We start from the raw sequence: 18849 nt of genomic DNA, 5'->3' as shown, positions 1-18849 counted from the left end.
TTCCTTGTTCGGCAGGCAAGTTGTACCTGCATGCGAATGGGTCCTGGCCGTGTCGGACAGCTCAGCCGCAGCCGCCCGCGTGCGCGTCCTCGACCGAGCGGCCAAGGGCCACCGCGCCGGAGGGCTCCGCGAGTGCGGCGGCCGGAGCGGTCTTGGAGCGCAGGTGCTCGACGAACGCGTCGAGCCGGTCGAGGCCCCAGAAGCGGGTGTAGCCGTGCACGAAGAAGGGCACGCCGAACACGCCGTCCTTGCACACGTCGAGCAGGATCCGCACGCCCTCGGCGCGCAGGTCCGCGTCGTCGCTCGCGTCCGCGATCAGGCCCCGGTCGATGCCGAGCTCCTCGCCGATGTCCGCGATCACCGCGCGGTCGCAGATGTCGAGGCCCCGGCCGAACCGGGCCTCGTACACGGCCGCGATGTACTCGTGCGCCAGGCCGTGCTCCTGGGCGACCAGGTAGCCCAGGTGCGGGACCTCCCACACCGGATGGCGGTCGACCGGCCAGTTCACCGTGAGACCCCTGGCCTTGGCGAGCCGGCCGACGTCCTGAAGGACGTACCGGTTCTTCTCGCGCGACATCTCCGAGTAGGGGAACTGGCCGCCCTGCTCGGCGAGTTCGCGGCTGCTCTCCGGGTCCGGCTCGAAGAACGGCAGCCACTCCAGCTGTCCGACCAGGTCCCGGTGCCGGCTCATCAGCTCGCGGTAGGCGAGCCAGGAGTAGGGGCTGCGCAGGCTGAAGTAGAACCGCGGCGTCTTGTTCTTCTTGGCGGCTGCGGGCATGGGTGATGCGCTCCTGTCTCTCGGGGACTCGTGGTGCGGAGTGGCTCAGACGACGAGGCCGCCGTCGACGCCGAAGACCTGGCCCGTGACGTACGAGGCGCGGTCGGAGGCGAGGAACGACACCAGGTCGGCGACCTCGTCGGGGCGCCCGAGGCGCCCGAGCGGGATCCGCTCCGTCATCTTGCGGGTGTGTTCCTCGGTCAGCGCGGAGAGCATGTCGGTCTCGATGAAGCCCGGCGCGACCGCGTTGGCGCGGATGCCGTAGCGCCCGGACTCCTTGGCCAGCGCCTTGGTGAAGCCGATGATCCCGGCCTTGGTCGCCGAGTAGTTGGTCTGCGTGGCGTTGCCGTACACGCCCGCGACGGAGGACAGCGTGACCACGGATCCGGCGCGGCGCTTCATCATCGAGAAGACCGCCGCCTTGCACACGTTGTACGTGCCGTCGAGGTTGACCCGCAGCACGGCGTCCCAGTCCGCCTCGGCCAGCATCACCAGCGGGTTGTCGCGCACGATGCCCGCGCAGGAGACCACCGTGTGCAGCGGGCCGAGCGCCCTCTCGCTGTCGCGCACGAAGTCGCGCACGGCGCCGTGTCCTGCGACGTCGACCTGGGCCGCGTACACGCGGGCCCCGGCGGCGGTGGCCTCGGTGGCCACGGCGTCGGCGGCCTCCTTGTTGGACTGGTAGCAGAAGGCCACGTCGTAGCCGTCGTCGGCGAGCCGGGTCACGACGTGGCGGCCGATCCCCCGGGAGCCCCCGGTGACCAGCGCGACGCGTCGTTCGCTTGCGGACATGCGCGTTTCCTCTCCATGGATACGGCTCAAGTGGCGTACGAAGTACGGGAGTCGGGCTCACTTGCGAGAGGTGCGGCACGGGTTGCCGTGCCGCACCTCTGCCTGTCGTGGTCCCTCAGGCGCGGGCCGGGCCGCCGAGCACCGCGCAGCCGACGGTTCCGTCGCGGTCGATGCCGGTGACCAGGGCCGCCTCGCCGGGGCCGAGCCCCGACCCGCCCGCGGTGGCGAGCACCGCGGCCAGCTGGAGGCTGGTGGAGGCGGCGGAGGTGTCGCCGAGCAGCGGCCGGCAGCGGATCCACTGAGGCCGGGCCGTGCCGAGCGCGTCCCTGATGCCGGCCTCCTCCGGCGCGGCCAGCTCGGCGCTCGCGCCGAGCGGTGCCACCAGGCGGATGTCCTCGGGAGCGACCTCGGCCTTCTCCAGGGCGCTGCCCACGCATTCGGCCAGCGCCTTCTGGGCGTCGGCCCGTTCGGCGTACGCCCGGAAGCGGGTGGTCAGGACGCGGGCGAGCGGGGTGCGGCCCGCCGCGTGGGCGTCGGACGCGGTCTCCATCAGGAAGACGGCGCCGCCCTCGCCCAGCGGCGACTCGCGCTCCTCGAAACCGCGGCCGTGCCACTCCAGCCAGGCGCGCTGGGTGGAGTACTCCTCGGCCGCCCCGCACAGGACCCGCGCGCAGTGGCCGCCGCGGTGCAGGCGCACCGCGTAGCTCAGGGCGAGCAGGCCGGTCAGCCAGCCGCCCGCGACCGTGGTGTTGGGGCCCTTGATGCCGTGCCAGATCGCGCTCTGGCCGGCCGCCCGGTTCATCACGGTGTTCGGGAAGCGGGCCGGGTCGACGTGGTACGGGCGCTCACCCACGAGGGAGTCCCGGGTGAAGTCCATGATGCTCTGGACGCTGCCCGAGCCGGTGCCGAGCACCAGGCCGATCTGCTCGGGGTGCGCGGTCAGCTCGTCGCCGCACGAGGCGAGGAGCCGGCCGACGGCGGTGACCGCGATCGCCGTCACCCGGTCCATGGTGCGGGTGCCCTTCTTGCCCACGTACTCGGCGGCGGTGAAGTCGGGCACCAGGCCGCACCGGTCGAAGGGGCCGGGCCAGGCGTCCCGGTCGAGCTCGCCGACCGCGCTCGCGCCGGCACTGATCCCGGCGCTGAAGGGAGCGCTGCCCACGCCGTACGGGGAGACCACCGACCAGGCGGAGAGGACCAGTTCGGACATCACTCAGCCTCCCGGTACCGGCCCAGGATGAGCACGGCGTTGTTGCCCGCGAACGCGAGCGCGTTGTTCTGGACCACGTTGAGCTCGGCGGGCCGCGCCTCGTTGGGCACGCAGTCCAGGCCGCACTCCGGGTCGGTCTCGCGGTGGTTGATCGTGGGCGGGATGAAGCCCTCGGTCAGGGCGAGCGCGCAGGCCGCCGAGGCCAGCGCGCTCGCGGCGCCCATCGAGTGGCCGATCATCGACTTGATGGAGATGGTGGGCGGCGGCGTGGCGAACACCTGCCGGATGGCTCCGGCCTCGGTCACGTCGTTGGCCCGGGTGCCGGTGCCGTGCGCGGAGATGAAGTCGATGTCCTCGGGCTTCACGCCGGCGTTGCGGTGCGCGATCTCCATGCACCGGGCCAGGCTGTCCCGGTCGGGTGCGACGGGGTGGTGCGCGTCGCAGTTGAGCCCGTAGCCGAGCACCTCGGCGTGGATGCGGGCGCCGCGGGCCAGCGCCGAGTCCAGGCTCTCCATCAGCAGGATCCCCGCGCCCTCGCCGGTGAGGATGCCCTTGCGGTCCTTGTCGAAGGGCTGGCACACCTCGGGGGCGATGGTGCCGAGCCGGTAGAACCCGGCGAACGTCTTGCGGCACACGGCGTCCGCGCCGCCGCACAGCGCCACGTCCACCTCTCCGTCGCGAATGGCGTCGAAGCCGCTGCCGATGGCGTAGTTGCCGGCCGCGCAGGCGGTGGGGATGGTGAGCGCCTCGACGTCGACCAGGCCCAGCTCGCGGATGATGCCGGTGGACAGCCGTCCGGCCTGTGCCCGGCGGGCCACCTTGGGCGCCAACTGGTCGGGCCCGTACTCCAGTTGGACGCCCATCAGGGTGTCGAGGTCGCGGGACTCGGCGTCGGTGGTGCCCACCGAGACCAAGGCCCTGCGCCGTCTGAGTTCTTCGAGAGTGAGGCCCGAGTCCGCCACCGCCAGGTTGGCGGCGGCGACCGAGAACTGGGTGGCCCGTCCCAGCTCCTCGGGGTCCACCTGGTGGATCCACTCGGCGGGATCGAAGTCGTCGACCTCGCATCCGTTGGCGTGCGCGAAGCCCGTCGTGTCGAAGGCGGTGATCGGCTTGGCGCCGCTGCGCCCGGCCCGCAGCCCCTCCAGGAAGGCCTCGACGCCCAGGCCGATGCTGGTGACCGTGCCGAGTCCGGTGATCACGACCCGGCGCGGCCGCTCGTCGTTGTCGTACAACCTGCGCTCCCCTCACTCGGTCCCGGTGCCTAGAGGGCCGCGGCCGCCTTGGCCGCGACGGCCTCGTCGACCACCGTGACGACGCCTTCGAGATTGACCATCCGGGCCAGTTCGGCCTGGTCGATGTCGATCCCGAAGGCGCGCTCGAGCTGGGAGAGGATCTCGATGGCGCCCATCGAGTCCGCCTCGTGGTCCTCCTTGAAGCGGCTCGTGTCGGTCATCTCGTCCTCGTCGATCTCAAGGATGTCGCAGATGATGCCCTTGATCGTGGCACGGCCCTCGGCGTCCACGTGCTTCGCTGTAGTCATGCTGGCGATGCTGTCGAAGGGCCCTGACACCGAACTGACAGATGCTCACCCGGGGTGCGCCCGCAGCGGGAGGAAGCGGCTCAACTCGGGGAACTCCGCCGGGTGTTCGATGATCCAGGACAGATAGCGGGGGATGGACCGGGCGTACTCGCAGTAGTACCGCCGTACGGTGTCCACGAGCCGGCGCAGGGTGTCCCTGGCGACCGTGTCCCGCCGCCACACGAGCAGCTGCGCGATGGACTGCGTCTCCCTTATCGGCACCAGGCGTACGTCACCGGTGGCGCCGGTGGCCGTGGTGAGGGCGGCGGCGTCCGCGTCCCTGACCCAGCTCATCGCCTCGTGGTGGCCGTCCGCGTAGTGCACCGCGCCGAGGGCGGTGTGGTTCAGCCTGGCGAGCAGCTTCTTCTCGATCTCGTGGAACCAGTGGTCCCGCGAATAGTGGACCCAACGGAGGGCGGCGAGGTGGGAGCCGTCCACGAAGGCGCGGCCGACCAGCGGATGCCCCCGCGGCACCGCCAGCCAGATCGGCTCCCGGACGATGACCTTGGTCTCCAGACCGGGCTGGAGCAGCGAGTCAGGCATGTCCGTCGCCGAGGCGGGGACCATGGCGACGGTGAGCGCACCTCGGTGCACCGCGTCGACGGCGGCCGCCGGGGCGAGCGTCTCGGTCTCCACGTCCACGGTGGGCACCGCCGCCTGGATCGCGCCGAGCAGGGTCGGCGGCGTCCACTCGGTGTTGCCGAAACGCAGCGTGATCGTGGAGCTCGCGGCGGCCTCGCTGATCACCTCGTCCGCCTGCTGCACGAGTTCGGCCAGCATCGGAATGAGGCGCTTTCCCCGTGACGTCGGCACTATTCCCGAACTCGACCGGACGAAAAGATCTCCGCCGAGCATTTTCTCTATCCTGCGTAATTGGGCGGTGAGGCTGGGCTGCGGAAGATTGAGCCGGACTGCCGCCTTGGAAATGCTCCCGGCCTCTGCGATAATTGAAACAGCCCGTGCGTGTCTCAGTTCCAGATCCATATTCCCGCTATCTTGTGATGCCATTGGCGCGGCCCTGGCGTGGCTCGATGCCGGTGGCGCCCGCGGTCCGGGCGCCCTTTTCTCCCTGAATCACGGGTCCGGAATTACTGGTCCGACCCGTGCGTGGGAGCTGCCGGAACGGCAATACCTACCTGCGGTGCTCGCTCATCCCCCCATTGGTGCGGCTTCCTTTCCATTCCTCACCCGTCCCCGCGTAGCAGAGTATCGCGCCAACTGCTCAACATTTAGCCATCGTGTCGGGCTCGGGGCAAGCGAATTCGTGAATGCCCCGACATTGTCCGTAATGGAGGGATTGGGGAATGGGAGGGGTGTATTCCGGGTCCCGCCGGGAACCCTGAGCCCCGGGGCTGCGCCCCAGACCCCCGTCGGGCCTTGTTCGGGTGCGCGACCAGCCCCCACCGGGCCGCAGGTGGACGGGCGGCGGAGCCCGCCGGGCGAGCCGGAGGCGCCCCGGGACCCGGCGGGGTCGAAAGTCAGCGGGGTGTCGCAGGCGAAACGCGGACAGGAGCGCCGAACAGGGCCACCACCTCGCGGGTGCCCTCGTACGGGTCCCGGCCGTGCGCCATGCGCAGGTTGTCCAGGACCAGGAGGTCTCCCGCCTGCCATGGCTCGCTCCAACAGGCCTGCTGGTACGCCGAGTTGATGGCGTCCACCACGTCCGTCGAGATGGGATCGCCGTTGCCGTACGTCGTACGGAAGGGCAGCCCCTCCGGGCCGTACAGGGATTCCAGGTACTCGCGGATCAGCGGATCAAGGGCCGACTCGTGCAGGAACGCCGCCTGGTTGAACCAGCCGCGGCGGCCGGTCACGGGGTGGCGCAGCAGGGCCGGGCGGCGCTGGCGCGTACGCAGGCCACCGCTGTCGGTCCAGGTGCAGTCGAGGGCGTGCGAGGCGCAGTACTCCTCGACCAGGGCCCGGTCGTCAGTGCCGAAGGCATCGGACCAGGTCAGCCCGAACTCGTAGTAGTTGCGGGTCAGTTCCCAGCCGTCCCGCTCGAAGCGGGCGACCAGCGCGTTTGGCAGCAGGTCCAGGACGCGCTCCCCGTCGGCCACCGTGGTCGTGCCGCCGCGCTCCGGCGCCACGAGGCAGCCGAACAGCGCGATCGAGGGCACGACCGCGGCGTAACTCAGCTCGTGATGCATGCAGAGCTGGTCTTCGGGGGCCCACTCCGAGGTGGAGTAGACGCCGTCGGGGTAGGCCTGCCGGGTGGTGAAGCTTTCGCGCTCGGCCATGCCGGTCACGCCCAACTCCCGCGCCGCCACTGACAGATCGGCCGGCGAGGCCAGCCCCAGACCGCGGAGCAGGACCGCGCCGTGCCGGTCGACCAGCGCGCGCACCTGCGGGCCGGGCAGCGAATCAGGGGCGGGCAGATGGAGGATCGGCGTGCGGCCCTCTTCGAGCGTGAGGCGCCATCCGTCCGGGAGGGCCGCGGGGCTCCCCGGGTCATTGACCGTTGTCATCGGACTGTCTCCCTATGTGGATCGGCATGTGGATCGGCCCGGCCACACGGGGAGGTGAGGCCGGGCCGGGTACGGAATTACGAAATGCGCAGGGGCCGGCTCAGGCGGTCCGCCGAAGTCGCGCCGCGCTGAACCGCGCCGCTCAGGCCGCCCGGTTTGACCTCGCGTCGATCAGGGCCGCCGCCTCGCCGAGCACCGGCGCCTTGGCCAGCTCCGGCGCCGTCACCACCTGGTCCAGGGCGATCACCACCCGCAGCAGGGCGATGGAACTCCCGCCCGCCGCGAAGAAGTCGGTCGTGCGGCCGATGCTCTCGGCGGGCACCTTGAGCGCCTTGGCCCACAGTTCGGCGAGCCGGTGCTCGGTCGGTGTGCGCAGGGGTTCGGGCGCATCGGATGCCGCTTCGGGAGCCGCCTCGGCCCGCTGGGCGAGCAGCTTGCGGTCGATCTTGCCGTTCGGGGTGAGCGGCAGCTCCTTCAGCTGGTGGAAGCGGCCCGGCAGCATGTACTCGGGCAGCGACCGGGCGAGCGCCGTACGCAACTCCCCGGCCGGGACCGGCTCCGCCGCCGCGTAGAAGGCGACCAGCCGGCGGGCGTCGCCCGCGCCCACGACCACGACGGCCGCGTCGCGCACCCCGTCCACCTTCAGGAGCTGGTTCTCCACCTCGCCGATCTCGATCCGGAAGCCCCGGATCTTGACCTGGGCGTCGCGACGGCCGAGGAATTCGAGGCGCCCGTCCGGCTGCCACCGCCCGAAGTCGCCCGAGCGGTAGCGGCGTCCGCCGGGCCGGTCCGGGTCGGGGAGGTAGGCGGCGCGGGTGCGCTCCTCGTCGTTGACGTAGCCGCGGCCGACGCAGACCCCCGAGAAGACCAGCTCACCGGGCGAGCCCAGCGGCACCGGCCTCAGCCGCTCGTCGAGTACGGACACACGCACATTGCGGACCGGCCGGCCGAGCGGCACCGAGGCCCCGGCCGGGGGACGGCGCAGCACCTCGTGGTTGGTGTCGTCCGACGTCTCGGTCAGGCCGTAGGCGTTGACCAGCGTGATGTCCGGCAGCGTGGCGAACCAACGCTGCGTCAGCTCCTTCTTGAGCGCCTCGCCTGTCGCCGACACGCAGCGCAGGTGGGGTAAGGGGCGCGGCCGGCGGCGCAGGTGGTCGAGGACCACTTCCAGGTAGGAGGGGACGAGTTGGGCCACCTCCACCTCGCTCTCGGCGATCAGCGCCACGAAGCGCGGGACTTCGAGAATGTCCCGCTGCCCGACGATCAGCGTGCGGCCTCCCATGGCGAGGGCCGCGACGAGCTGCCACAGCGAGATGTCGAAGCACTGCGGCGCGGTCTGCGCCACCACTGTGCCGGCCTCGACACCGAGGTCCTCGATCTTGGCCAGGAGGTGGTTGAGGAACCCCTCGTGCTCGCACATCGCGCCCTTGGGCAGGCCCGTGGAGCCGGAGGTGAAGTAGATGTACGCGAGCTGGTCCGCGCCCACCGGCAGACCGGGATCCGCGTCGGAGTGGGCCTCGTCGTCGCGTACGTCCGCGATGAAGTCGGCCCGAACCGCGTCGAGTTCGGCCAGCGCCGCGTCAAGACCCGGGCTCACGCCGGCCTGGGTGAGCACCCGGCGGCAGCCGCTGCGGGACAGCATCGCGGTGATCCGGTCGGCCGGGAACTGCGGCTCGACGGGGAGGTACACCCCGCCCGCCTTGAACACGGCGAGCACCGCCGTCAGCCACTCCAGGTCCCGCTCGGTGACGACCGCCACCACGTCCTCGTCGCGCAGGCCGCCCCGGCGAAGGGCGTGGGCGACCCGGTTGGCGTGGCCGTTCAGCTCCCGGTAGGTCAGGGACCGGCCCTCGTGCACGGCGGCCACCGCGTCCGGCCGCAACCGCGCCTGCTCCTCGAAGAGTTCGTGCACCCGCCGGTCGGGCAGCGGGCGCCGGGGCCCGGCCAGGTGCTCCCGCTGGAAGGCCGCCTCGGCCTCCGGCACGGGATGCCACAGGTGCTGCTCAGCCTCCGGACGGGCGCCGAGCTCTTCGAGCGCCGCGAGCAGATACCCGGCGATCCGCCCGGCCGCGTCCGCGTCGAGGACGCTGAAGCGGTGGTTCAGCACCAGCTCGATCCGGTCTCCCCGCGGTACGAGGCCCATGGCGAGCGCGGTGTCGTCGGTGAGGTCGGCGGCCCCTGGCGCCCGCCCGCCGACCACGACGGTGTCGAACAGGGCTTCCGTACGGCCGAGTTCGCCCCGTATCCGGTCGAGGGAGACGACCCGGTGCCGCTCGGCGGCGGCCCGCGCGGCGGCGGCCTCGCCGAGGAGTTCCCGCCAGGTGCCCTCGCCTGCGTACACGGGGCAGGGCAGCGGTTCCGCGTCCGTGCCGGGGTCGCTGTGCGGCAGGTAACCGGTGACGACCGTCGCGTCCCCCGTCACGGTGGCAAGGACGCGCGCGACGGCGGTGACCAGGAGCGCGTCGAGCGGGACGGCGCTGCTCCCCGCGAGATCGAGGAGGGCGGCCGAGGTGCCGAGGGACAGCAGGGTGCGGCGCTCCGCGACGCGGTCCTGCGGGGGTGCCTCGGCGCACCAGCCCGGCAGGGGAGTGAAGCGGCTGCCGGTGAGGACGTCCCGCCAGAACAGCAGGGCCTCCGCTTCGGACGGCCGCGCCTCTGGTCGGTCTCCGGGTCCGCTCTGCCTAGCCGTCACTGGCCTTGCCTTCCTGGTGGTTGTCCGGCGCGCGCCGGACGCGAGTGGGTGTCCGGCGGAGCCGGGAGTGGGCGGATGTGCGGCCGCGCGCCGGGGAGCCGGCGCCGTCGGGTCGCCGTGCCGGACAGCCGGCGCGGCAGGGACGTCCGCACGTCCAGGAGCCGGCCGTGCTCAGAGCGGCCGGCCCGAGCTGAGCAGGGCTCGCCGCGGGCGGCCGAGGACCACGTCCTGGTTGAGGATCGCCTCGTACGCGTGGTGCAGGGCGGGGCCCGGCTCCAGGGCCAGGTCACTGGCGAGGCGGCGGCGAGCGCCGTGGAAGACCTCAAGGGCTTCGGTCTGGCGGCCGTCGCGGTAGAGGGCGAGCATCAGAAGTTCGCTCAGCCGCTCCCGCTCGGAGTGCTCGGCGGCCAGCTGGCGCAGCTCGGACATGGAGACGCGCTCGGCGTCGACTGCCAGCTTGGCCACGGTCAGGTCCTCGAACGCGGTGATCCGGCGCTCTTCGAGGTCCACCGAGTGGATCTGGCAGCGCATGCCGTCCCGGGCGTCCATCAGGGCGGGCCCGCGCCACAGGTCGAGGGCCCGCTCCAGCTTGGCTATGGCTTCGGCCGGGTCGCGCTGCACCAGATCGGCGCCGGCCTCGGCGAGGGCGAGGAAGCGGTGGGCGTCCACGGTCTCGGCCGGGACGTCGAGGAGGTATCCGTTGCTGCCGGTGCGGACGATCTCGTCCCCCTTCAGACCGGTGACCGACTCCAGCAGCTTGCGCAGCCGGCTGACGATCGCCTGCAGGGCGTTGCGGGGGTTGGTCATCAGCTGGTCCGCCCACAGCTCGTCGACGATCTGGTCGAAGGGGACCGGAACCTGGGGAGTCATGGCGAGCAGCGTCAGTACGGTGCTCGCGCGCTTCGAGGCGACGGGGGACTGCTGGTCCCCGCAGGACAGAGAGAGCTCACCCAGGACCTTGATTTCCACAGCAGTAACCCCCGTTATCAGCAACTGTCGGAGCCACTCTTGACCACGCCGCCGCGACCGGGGAAATATCACTTCCCCCTCGGCCGCGGACACGAATGGTATGGCCTCAAAAAACCTACTAACCGGTTTGAAAGGCCGGGCCGAAGAGTGGAAGTCCCACCCGAGTCCCACCTGTGACTTTCAGCCAAGTCTTAAGGACATGGCCCCGGTATTCGCTTCTTCCTAGCGTTCTGGGTCAGTGGCGCCACCCACCGGTCACCTGCCCCGACCGACTCTGAGGCATCCGGCGTCCGAACCGGGGAGGACGCCCACATGAACACGCTCGACCAGCTCGTCGAGGGAGCCCGCGCGGACCTGGCCGTACGCCGACAGGACGTGACGCAGGCCGAGTTGAAGGAGCACGCGGAGGCCGTCCGGCCCGCGCGGGACTGCGCGGAGCTGCTGCGCGGCACCGGTGGCGTGAAGGTCATCGCGGAGGTGAAGCGGGCCAGCCCCTCCAAGGGCGCGTTCGCCGAGATCGCCGACCCGGCCGCGCTCGCCGCCGCCTACCAGGCCGGGGGCGCCGCCGCGATCAGCGTGCTCACCGAGCGGCGTCGGTTCGGCGGCTCGCTCGCCGACCTGGACGCGGTGGCGGCCCGGGTCGAAGTGCCACTGCTGCGCAAGGACTTCGTCGTCGACCCCTACCAGGTGTGGGAGGCCCGGGCGCACGGCGCGGAGCTCGTGCTGCTCATCGTCGCGGCGCTCGAACAGTCGCTGCTTGCCGATCTGCACGCGCTGGCCGTCGGGATCGGGCTCACCCCGCTCGTCGAGACGCACGACGAGGAAGAGGTGGAGCGGGCGCTGCGGGCAGGGGCCCGCGTCGTCGGGGTCAACGCCCGCGACCTGCGCACCCTCGAAGTCGACCGCGCCACCTTCGCGCGCCTGGCCCCCGGAATCCCGAAGGACGTGGTGCGCATCGCCGAGTCCGGGGTGCGCGGCCCCGACGACGTCATCGCGTACGCCGCCCACGGAGCCGACGCCGTACTGGTCGGCGAGGCGGTGGTGACCGGCGGCAGCCCGACGGCCGCCGTCGCCGCCCTGGTCGAGGCGGGCCGCAGCGCGCCCGCCTCGGCCTGAGCGTGTTCAGCCGCCCTGGGCCGCGTACTTGGCGGTGACCGTCGTCCAGCGTTCCAGGACGGCGGCCGCGGCCCCCGAGTCGATCGCCTCGCCGGCCCGGGCCACGCCCTCGGCGAGCCGTTCCGCGATGGGCCGCCCGCTCGGGTTCAGGGCCGCGAGACCCGCCGCCGCCGAGAGCAGCACGGCGTCCCTGACCGGGCCGCGCGCCCCGGCGAAGGTCTCCCGGGCCACCCGCGCGTTGTGCGCCCGGTCCCCGCCGCGCAGGGCGTCGGGGGATGCGTAGTCGATGCCGATGTCGCGCGGGTCGAACGACTCGGTCCGCACCCCGCCCCCGACGACCGACCAGACCGTGGAGGTAGTGGTGACCGTCAGTTCGTCCATTCCGTCGTCGCCCCGGAAGACCAGCGCCGACACCTCGCGGCGGGCGAGCACCTCGGCGAGCAGCGGCGCGAGCCGCGGGTCCGCGACGCCGACCGCCTGCGCGGTGGGGTCGGCCGGATTGGCGATCGGGCCGAGCGCGTTGAAGACGGTGCGGACGCCGAGTTCGCGGCGCGGCGCGGCAGCGTGCCGCATCGAGGGGTGGAACACCGAGGCGAACGCGAAGGTGATGCCGGTCTCCTCGGCGACCGTCGCGACCACCTCCGGCTCCAGGTCGAGGGCCACGCCCAGCTCTTCGAGGACGTCGGCGGAGCCGCAGGCCGAGGACGCCGAGCGGTTGCCGTGCTTGACCACCCGGGCGCCCGCCGCGGCCGCCACGACCGCCGACATGGTGGACACGTTGACGCTGTTGGAGCCGTCGCCGCCGGTCCCGACGATGTCGAGGGCGGGCCCGGACACCCGCAGCGGCACCGCGTGCCGGCGCATGGCGCCCACCAGGCCCTCGATCTCGTCGACGGTCTCGCCCTTGGCGCGCAGGGCCACCACGAAGGCGGCCAGGCGGGCCGGGGTGACCCCGCCCGACATCACCTGATCCATCGCCCAGGCGGATTCCTCGGTGGTGAGGTCCCTTCGGTCCAGAAGCGAGTTCAGCAATTCCGGCCAGGTACGACCCTGCGGCTCGGCAGTCACGGGGAATCTCCTTGAACGGCGCCATCGGAAGTATGCGCAACCCATTCTGTGAGGCGCGCAAAGCGCCCTCCAGACCACTGTCCGGCGAGATGTACGGTCCAATTCGTAAAGGGGGGGGCGGGACCAGTGGCCCTGCATATGGCGGTGGAGGTGGTCAGGGACTCCTCGAATTCCCTGACCTCGCAGATCCAGAATTTCATCAAGCGGGAGATAGCCGAGGGAATTCTGCATCCGGGCACCCGGCTGCCGTCCAGCCGGCGGCTCGCCGACGACCTCGACGTGTCACGCAGCGTGGTCGTGGAGGCGTACGGCCAACTCGTCGCCGAGGGCTACCTGGAGGCGGTCCAGGGCGCGGGCACCAGGGTCGTACGCCATCTCGGGGACGAGCAGTGCGTGGTGCCGGCGCTCCTCGACGACCAGGAGGCGGCCGATCCGCTCGACGCGCCGCCCGCACCGGTCCGCTGGGACCTGCGGCCGGGTGGCGGCAACCTCCCGGCGTTCCCGCGCCGCGAGTGGCTCAGCTGCTACCAGCGGGTCCTGTACCAGGCGGATTCCGGGGACCACGACTACCCGTCGCTCGCGGGCGAGCCGGACCTGCGGCTCGAACTCGCCCGCTATCTCGGGAGGTTGAGAGGGGTGCGCACCTCGCCCGCGGAGCTGATGGTGGTGGCCGGGTTCGCCCAGACGCTGGGCCTGATGTGCGCGGTCCTGCCGCGGATCGGCATCGACGCGCTCGCCATCGAGGACCCGGGCCACCCCGGCCAGCGGCAGTTCGTGCGGGAGAGCGGGCTGCGGGCCGTGCCGGTCCCGGTCGACGCGGAGGGCATCGACGTCGAGGCGCTGGCCGCCTCCGGCACCCGCGCGGCCCTCGTCACGCCCGGCCACCAGTTCCCGACGGGGGTCACGCTCTCACCGCGCCGCCGCGAGGCGCTGGCCCGCTGGGCCCGCGACGTCGACGGCTGGATCATCGAGGACGACTACGACGGCGGCCTGTGGTACGAACGCGGGGCCAGGCCGCTCGCGTTGCAGCGCACCGACCCCGAGCGGGTCGTCTACGCCGGCACCGCGAGCAAGTCCCTCGCCCCCGGCCTGCGGCTCGGCTGGCTGGCCGCGCCCGCGCCCATGCTCGACCTCCTGATGCGGGCCCGCGCCCGCCAGGACCTCGGCACCGAGACCCTCACCCAGCTGACCTTCGCCGAACTCCTGCGCACCGGCCTCTTCGACCGCCATCTGCGCCGGCTCAACTCCCTTGCCCGCAGCCGCCGGGAGTCCCTGGAGGAGGCGGTACGCCGCCGGCTGCCCGGGGCCTCGGTGCTCGGCCGGGGCGCCGGTCTGCACGCCTACCTCCAGCTGCCCCGGGGCACCGACGAGGCGGCCCTGGTCGCCCGGGCGCTGCGCCGCTCCGTCCTGCTGCGCGGCGCGGCCGCCTTCCACGCGGGGCCGGGACGCGCCGCCCCGGCCCTGGTGGTCGGCCACGCCCACCTGCCGCGCTCCGGCGTCGGCGAGGCCGTCCGGCAGCTGGCCGCGGCCGCCCACGGGTGAATCAGACCCGGGAGAGCCCCGCAGTCGAGCGCCAACTGCCAGCAGCACCAAGGAAGTTGTCCAGCATCGTCAGCCCGCCCGTGGTGGTGATGCTCTCCGGGTGGAACTGCACGCCCTCGATCGGCAGGGTCCGGTGGCGCAGCCCCATCAGGTAGCCGTGGTCGACGGCGACCGCCGTGGACACCAGCTCCTCGGGCAGCGGCTCGGCGACGATCAGCGAGTGGTACCGGGTCACCTCCAGGGTGTGCCCGAGCCCCTCGAAGAGCCCGGCCCCGTCGTGCCGCACCGTGCTGGTCCGCCCGTGCATCGCCTGGTCCGCCACCTCGACCCGCCCGCCGTGCGCGAGCGCGATCGCCTGGTGCCCCAGGCACACGCCGAGCAGCGGCACCCGCCCGGCGAACTCGTGCACCAGCTCCACGTGGCCGGACCGCGCGGGATGTCCGGGCCCGGGCCCGAGCACCACCGCGTCGGGCTCCCGCGCGGCGAGCTCGCCGGGGGTGAGCGTGTGGGACCGTACGACCTCGGTCCGCGCCCCGAGGGTGCGCAGATACTGGTCGATGATGTGCACGAAACTGTCGTACGCGTCGATCAGCAGCACCTTCATGCCCGCCACGTCCTTCGCTCGCCCGTCCTGTTCCGCTCCCGTCACGACGACAGCTCCTGACCGGTGAGCGCCCAGTAGGCGGCCCCCATCTTCGCCAGCGTCTCGCGCCACTCGGACTCGGGTTCCGACTGCGCCACCATGCCCGCCGAGCTCTGCGTGGAGTACGTCTCGCCGTCGTACTCGATGGTGCGGATGGTCAGCGCCAGCTCGCTCCAGCCGCGTACGTCGACCAGGCCCACCGCGCCCGCGTAGCTGCCGCGCCGCTCCTGCTCCAGGGTGTCGATGATCTCCATGGCGCGGACCTTGGGCGCGCCCGTCATCGTGCCCGCCGGGAAGGTCGCGCGCAGCGCCCGCCAGGTGTCGACCTCCGGCTCCAGGCGGCCCGAGACCGTCGAGACGAGATGGAAGACGTGCGAGTACGTCTCCACCGCCATAAGCCGTTCCACCGGCTGGGTGCTCGGCCGGGTCACCCGCCCGATGTCGTTGCGGCACAGGTCGACCAGCATGATGTGCTCGGCCTGCTCCTTGGTGCTCTCGCGCATCTCCTTGACGCGGCGCTCGTTCTCCTCCGCGTCCGCGCAGCGGCGGGCGGTGCCCGCGATCGGCCGCATCGTGATCTCGTCGCCCTCGATCCGGTAGAACAGCTCGGGGCTGGCCCCGATCAGGGTCCGACCGGCGCGCGGCATCAGGTACATGTACGGCGACGGGTTGCGCCCGCGCAGCCTCCGGTAGACGTCGACCGGCTCCAACTCGGTCCGCACGTCGATTCGGTGGCCGATCTGGATCTGGTAGATGTCGCCGACCCGGATGTGTTCCAGGCACCGGTCGGCCCAGCCGAGGAACGTCTCCCGGCTCACGCTGTCGCGCACCGAGAGCGGCGCCGGCGCCTCGGGCACCGGCTCGTCCTTGACCGCGCCCCAGGCGACCCCGGCGGCCAGGACCGCGTCCGCGACCCTCGGCCGGTCCGCGAACGCCGGGCTCTCCGAGCTGAGTTGACGCACCCCGCCGTCGACGAGGTCGTACCAGACGGTGTCGCGGAAGAGCGTGAGCGTGATGTCCGGGCCGTTCGGCGCTTTGGTGCGCCGGGGCAAGCGTTCCATGTGCCAGGCGGACTCGTACGCGAACGTCGTCAGGAACCCGAAGGCGTACGCCGTCGACGGGATGTCGGTGGCCACGTCGAACAGGGCCTGCGCCCCGGCCAGTACGTCCCACATCTGCCCGGCATCGCCGAACGTCAGCCGGTGCACCCCGGCCTCGACCGTGTGGTCGGCGAGGCCGGCCGCACCGGCCCGGGCAGCCAGCGCCTCGGCGATCCGCGCGGCGCCGTCGATCTCCAGGTGCCCCTCGTGGACCCGGATCTCGGCGAGCCGGCCGAATCCGACGACGGCCCAGCGGCGGTCCTGGTCGGCGCCGTCCACGCTTTCGAAAAGGAATACGTCGTCGGCGGCGAGGCTTTCACGCAGCCGGACGTACAAATCGAGAGGATCGTGGTGCGGCAGCGCCGTATCGGTGACCCGCACACCGATCGTGCTGATTCCCGGCATGGTGAACTCCTCGTACATGAAGGACGGTTGGGAATTTCTGCCGACGCGGACCACTCGGCCATGCGAAGCAAATCAGCGGAGGCGCCATCGGTGCCAGACCAATCCGCTGCCCCCGATACGGACCACTCGCGATTCGCTTGACCTCGAAGGCCCGATTGGGCTGATCTGTTACCGGCCCGGTCCGGCGCAGGCCTGTCACGGACCGCCCCGAACACTTTTCTCCCCGCCCCACTTTTGCTACGCCGCTCTTCCTCCCCGCCAGCCGTACCGGAGGCAGTAATGAGAAACAGCATCTGGGACAACGAAGTGAACACTTCCACCGAAAGCGCGGCCGAATCCTGGCGCGCCCGTCCCGCCGCCCAGCAACCCGAGTGGCCGGACACGGACGAACTGCGCTCCGTCACCGCGGGGCTGGAGAAGTCGCCGCCCCTGGTCTTCGCCGCCGAGTGCGATCTGCTGCGCCGGCGCATGGCCGCGGTCGCCCGGGGCGAGGCCGTACTGCTGCAGGGCGGCGACTGCGCCGAGACGTTCGCGGGCACGACCACCGACGGCATCCACGGCAAGCTCAAGACGCTCCTTCAGATGGCCGCCGTGCTCACCCACGCCGCGGCCCTGCCGGTCGTCAAGATCGGCCGGATGGCCGGCCAGTACGCCAAGCCGCGCTCCCAGAAACAGGAGCACCGCGACGGCGTGACCCTGCCGTCCTACCGGGGTGACGCGGTCAACGGCCTGGAGTTCACCGCCGCCTCCCGCCGCCCGGACCCGCGGCGGCTGCGCACGATGTACGAGGCCTCGACCACCACCCTCAATCTCGTGCGGGCCCTGACCACCGGCGGCTTCGCGGACCTCAGCCAAGTGCACGCCTGGAACCGGGGGTTCGTGGCCGACTCGCACGTGGGTGAGCAGTACGAGGAGCTCGCCGACGAGATCGACCGCAGCCTCGCCTTCATGAAGGCGTGCGGGGTGGACACCCGCGAGCTGGGCACCGCCGAGTTCTTCGTCGGCCACGAGGGCCTGCTCCTCGACTACGAGGCGGCCCTGACCCGCACCGAAGCCGAGTCCGGCCGTTCGTACGCCACCAGCGCCCACCTGCTGTGGATCGGCGAGCGGACCCGGGACCTGGACGGGGCGCACGTCGAGTACTTCTCGCGCATCGACAACCCGATCGCGGTCAAGCTCGGCCCGACCACCAGCCCCGACACCGTCCTCGGGCTGCTCGACCGGCTCGACCCGGACCGCGATCCGGGCCGGCTGACCTTCGTGGTCCGGGCCGGCGCCGAGCGCATCCGCGACCTGTTGCCCACGCTGGTGGAGAAGGTCAACGCGGAGGGGGCCCAGGTCTGCTGGGTCAGCGACCCGATGCACGGCAACACGATCACCGCCGCGAGCGGGCACAAGACCCGCCGGTTCGACGCGATCCTGGACGAGGTGCGCGGCTTCGTCGAGGTGCACGACGCGCTGGGCAGCCACCCGGGCGGCATCCACGTGGAGCTGACCGGCGACGACGTCACCGAGTGCGTGGGTGGCGGCAACGCGGTCCTCGCCGAGGAGCTGCACCACCGCTACGAGACGGCGTGCGATCCCCGGCTCAACCACACCCAGTCCCTGGACCTCGCCTTCCAACTGGCCCGGATGTACCGCGAGCGCGGCCGGGTCAACGCCCGGCCGCGGAGCCTTCGATGATGTCGAACGGCGGGTTCTGGGCCAGATAGAAGTGGTCCCCGGGCAGCGCCCGCACGTCGAACGCACCCCGGGTCGACTCCCGCCAGGCGGCCGCCTGTTGGAGGGTCACCCGGGGGTCGTCGGCCCCGACCAGGGCGGTCACGGCGCAGTCCAGCGGGGTGCGCGGCGGCGCGTCGTACGAGGCAAGCATGCGGAAATCGGCCCCGATATAGGGCATGACGAGTTCGACGAAAGCGGGATTGCGCAGAAGCTCCGCATCGGTGCCGCCGAGTTCCACCAGAGTGGCCGCGATGGATTCGTCGTCCCACCGCGCACCGGGATCGGGCCGCATCAGATGCGGGGCCTGCGCCCCCGAGGCAAAGAAATGATCGAGCTCGAACCCCCGGCTCGCCATTTCCACAGCGGCTTCGTACGCGACGATGGCCCCCATGCTGTGTCCGAAGAACACCGTGGGCCGCCCATCCTCACCCATCAACTGAACCGCTTCCCGGGCGATTTCCCGCGCCATGGGGATCAACTCATCGGCGGGCTTCTCGGCAATCCGCTCCGCCCGCCCGGGATAGCACACCGCACGGACGTCGAAATCTCCGAGCGCCTTGCCCCAGCCCCGGAAGAAATACGGCGATCCCCCGGCATGCGGGAAACAGACCACTCGCCGCGCCGCGAACGGCTGAGGCGCGACGCGTTGTATCCAGACCATTTGTTGCCCCCAAGACCCGTGCGGCATGGCTCCGCATACGCGCGGTCCATGATCCGGCGGGCGGCTGACAGGGGGCTGACACCCCGCGGCGGCGCAGGCGTGCGAAA

16 protein-coding genes and 1 pseudogene are annotated in these 18849 nt (G+C 71.8%); 3 read left to right on the top strand and 14 right to left on the bottom strand.

Features of this window, described 5'->3' with window-relative positions:
• Nucleotides 1-61: 61 nt before the first annotated feature.
• The 10 genes and pseudogenes from ADK54_RS36030 to ADK54_RS35990 all read right to left on the bottom strand — a co-directional run bounded on the left by ADK54_RS36030 (nt 62) and on the right by ADK54_RS35990 (nt 10485).
• A complete protein-coding gene (locus ADK54_RS36030; protein ID WP_053730009.1) occupies nt 62-778 on the bottom strand; it encodes a 2-hydroxychromene-2-carboxylate isomerase in 717 nt (238 codons plus the stop codon).
• A gap of 45 nt (nt 779-823) precedes the next feature.
• Nucleotides 824-1570 carry a 3-oxoacyl-ACP reductase FabG gene (gene fabG / locus ADK54_RS36025; protein WP_053730008.1) on the bottom strand — a complete coding sequence of 249 codons (747 nt, stop codon included), beginning with the start codon at nt 1568-1570 and terminating at the stop codon, nt 824-826.
• A gap of 115 nt (nt 1571-1685) precedes the next feature.
• A complete protein-coding gene (locus ADK54_RS36020) occupies nt 1686-2780 on the bottom strand; it encodes a beta-ketoacyl synthase N-terminal-like domain-containing protein (RefSeq protein WP_053730007.1) in 1095 nt (364 codons plus the stop codon).
• A complete protein-coding gene (locus ADK54_RS36015) occupies nt 2780-4012 on the bottom strand; it encodes a beta-ketoacyl-[acyl-carrier-protein] synthase family protein (protein ID WP_053730006.1) in 1233 nt (410 codons plus the stop codon). Before ADK54_RS36015 ends, ADK54_RS36020 begins: the two co-directional genes overlap by 1 nt.
• A 29-nt stretch (nt 4013-4041) precedes the next feature.
• A complete protein-coding gene (locus ADK54_RS36010; protein ID WP_053730050.1) occupies nt 4042-4320 on the bottom strand; it encodes an acyl carrier protein in 279 nt (92 codons plus the stop codon).
• Nucleotides 4321-4365: 45 nt separating this feature from the next.
• Nucleotides 4366-5139 (bottom strand): LysR substrate-binding domain-containing protein, encoded by a 774-nt coding sequence (locus ADK54_RS36005; protein ID WP_234392350.1) that lies wholly within the window; start codon nt 5137-5139, stop codon nt 4366-4368.
• Nucleotides 5140-5163: 24 nt separating this feature from the next.
• Nucleotides 5164-5343: pseudogene (locus tag ADK54_RS47970) on the bottom strand (helix-turn-helix domain-containing protein); the annotation flags it as partial.
• 494 nt (nt 5344-5837) lie between these two features.
• On the bottom strand, nt 5838-6824 hold the full coding sequence (locus tag ADK54_RS36000; RefSeq protein WP_063802121.1) for a TauD/TfdA family dioxygenase: 987 nt from the start codon (nt 6822-6824) through the stop codon (nt 5838-5840).
• 142 nt (nt 6825-6966) lie between these two features.
• Nucleotides 6967-9516 (bottom strand): non-ribosomal peptide synthetase, encoded by a 2550-nt coding sequence (locus tag ADK54_RS35995; RefSeq protein WP_234392348.1) that lies wholly within the window; start codon nt 9514-9516, stop codon nt 6967-6969.
• A 171-nt stretch (nt 9517-9687) separates the two neighbouring features.
• Complete coding sequence (locus tag ADK54_RS35990) at nt 9688-10485, bottom strand: AfsR/SARP family transcriptional regulator (protein WP_078966877.1); 798 nt, start codon at nt 10483-10485, stop codon at nt 9688-9690.
• 312 nt (nt 10486-10797) lie between these two features.
• Between ADK54_RS35990 and trpC the strand changes: the two genes are divergently transcribed.
• Nucleotides 10798-11601 (top strand): indole-3-glycerol phosphate synthase TrpC, encoded by an 804-nt coding sequence (gene trpC / locus ADK54_RS35985; protein ID WP_053730004.1) that lies wholly within the window; start codon nt 10798-10800, stop codon nt 11599-11601.
• 6 nt (nt 11602-11607) lie between these two features.
• On the opposite strand, the gene trpD is transcribed toward trpC, so the two are convergent.
• Complete coding sequence (gene trpD, locus ADK54_RS35980; RefSeq protein WP_053730003.1) at nt 11608-12669, bottom strand: anthranilate phosphoribosyltransferase; 1062 nt, start codon at nt 12667-12669, stop codon at nt 11608-11610.
• A 126-nt stretch (nt 12670-12795) separates the two neighbouring features.
• Here trpD and ADK54_RS35975 point away from each other — a divergent pair, with 126 nt between their 5' ends.
• Nucleotides 12796-14211 (top strand): PLP-dependent aminotransferase family protein, encoded by a 1416-nt coding sequence (locus ADK54_RS35975; RefSeq protein WP_053730002.1) that lies wholly within the window; start codon nt 12796-12798, stop codon nt 14209-14211.
• A gap of 1 nt (nt 14212) precedes the next feature.
• Here ADK54_RS35975 and ADK54_RS35970 read toward each other — a convergent pair whose 3' ends face one another.
• Both ADK54_RS35970 and ADK54_RS35965 read right to left on the bottom strand, forming a co-directional pair.
• Nucleotides 14213-14815 (bottom strand): anthranilate synthase component II, encoded by a 603-nt coding sequence (locus tag ADK54_RS35970; RefSeq protein WP_053730046.1) that lies wholly within the window; start codon nt 14813-14815, stop codon nt 14213-14215.
• Nucleotides 14816-14856: 41 nt separating this feature from the next.
• The gene (locus tag ADK54_RS35965; RefSeq protein ID WP_078966886.1) at nt 14857-16359 is read right to left on the bottom strand and encodes an anthranilate synthase component I family protein; all 1503 of its coding nucleotides are present in this window, start codon (nt 16357-16359) and stop codon (nt 14857-14859) included.
• Nucleotides 16360-16638: 279 nt separating this feature from the next.
• Between ADK54_RS35965 and ADK54_RS35960 the strand changes: the two genes are divergently transcribed.
• Nucleotides 16639-18042 carry a class II 3-deoxy-7-phosphoheptulonate synthase gene (locus ADK54_RS35960; protein WP_053730000.1) on the top strand — a complete coding sequence of 468 codons (1404 nt, stop codon included), beginning with the start codon at nt 16639-16641 and terminating at the stop codon, nt 18040-18042.
• On the opposite strand, the gene ADK54_RS35955 is transcribed toward ADK54_RS35960, so the two are convergent.
• Nucleotides 18014-18742 (bottom strand): thioesterase II family protein, encoded by a 729-nt coding sequence (locus ADK54_RS35955; RefSeq protein WP_053729999.1) that lies wholly within the window; start codon nt 18740-18742, stop codon nt 18014-18016. The two genes, ADK54_RS35960 and ADK54_RS35955, sit on opposite strands and share 29 nt — an antisense overlap.
• Nucleotides 18743-18849 lie beyond the last annotated feature (107 nt).

This window comes from Streptomyces sp. WM6378, assembly GCF_001279695.1.
Taxonomy (GTDB): Bacteria; Actinomycetota; Actinomycetes; order Streptomycetales; family Streptomycetaceae; genus Streptomyces.
Note: the sequence above shows the minus strand (reverse complement) of the source record. Positions and strands in the feature narration are given on the sequence as shown.

Excerpts from the sequence above, each read along its gene's own strand:
- ADK54_RS36030 (WP_053730009.1), bottom strand. The coding sequence starts at position 778 with ATGCCCGCAGCCGCCAAGAAGAACAAGACGCCGCGGTTCTACTTCAGC.
- fabG (WP_053730008.1), bottom strand. The coding sequence starts at position 1,570 with ATGTCCGCAAGCGAACGACGCGTCGCGCTGGTCACCGGGGGCTCCCGG.
- ADK54_RS36020 (WP_053730007.1), bottom strand. The coding sequence starts at position 2,780 with ATGTCCGAACTGGTCCTCTCCGCCTGGTCGGTGGTCTCCCCGTACGGC.
- ADK54_RS36010 (WP_053730050.1), bottom strand. The coding sequence starts at position 4,320 with ATGACTACAGCGAAGCACGTGGACGCCGAGGGCCGTGCCACGATCAAG.
- ADK54_RS36005 (WP_234392350.1), bottom strand. The coding sequence starts at position 5,139 with ATGCTGGCCGAACTCGTGCAGCAGGCGGACGAGGTGATCAGCGAGGCC.
- ADK54_RS36000 (WP_063802121.1), bottom strand. The coding sequence starts at position 6,824 with ATGACAACGGTCAATGACCCGGGGAGCCCCGCGGCCCTCCCGGACGGA.
- trpC (WP_053730004.1), top strand. The coding sequence starts at position 10,798 with ATGAACACGCTCGACCAGCTCGTCGAGGGAGCCCGCGCGGACCTGGCC.
- ADK54_RS35970 (WP_053730046.1), bottom strand. The coding sequence starts at position 14,815 with ATGAAGGTGCTGCTGATCGACGCGTACGACAGTTTCGTGCACATCATC.
- ADK54_RS35965 (WP_078966886.1), bottom strand. The coding sequence starts at position 16,359 with ATGCCGGGAATCAGCACGATCGGTGTGCGGGTCACCGATACGGCGCTG.
- ADK54_RS35960 (WP_053730000.1), top strand. The coding sequence starts at position 16,639 with ATGAGAAACAGCATCTGGGACAACGAAGTGAACACTTCCACCGAAAGC.
- ADK54_RS35955 (WP_053729999.1), bottom strand. The coding sequence starts at position 18,742 with ATGGTCTGGATACAACGCGTCGCGCCTCAGCCGTTCGCGGCGCGGCGA.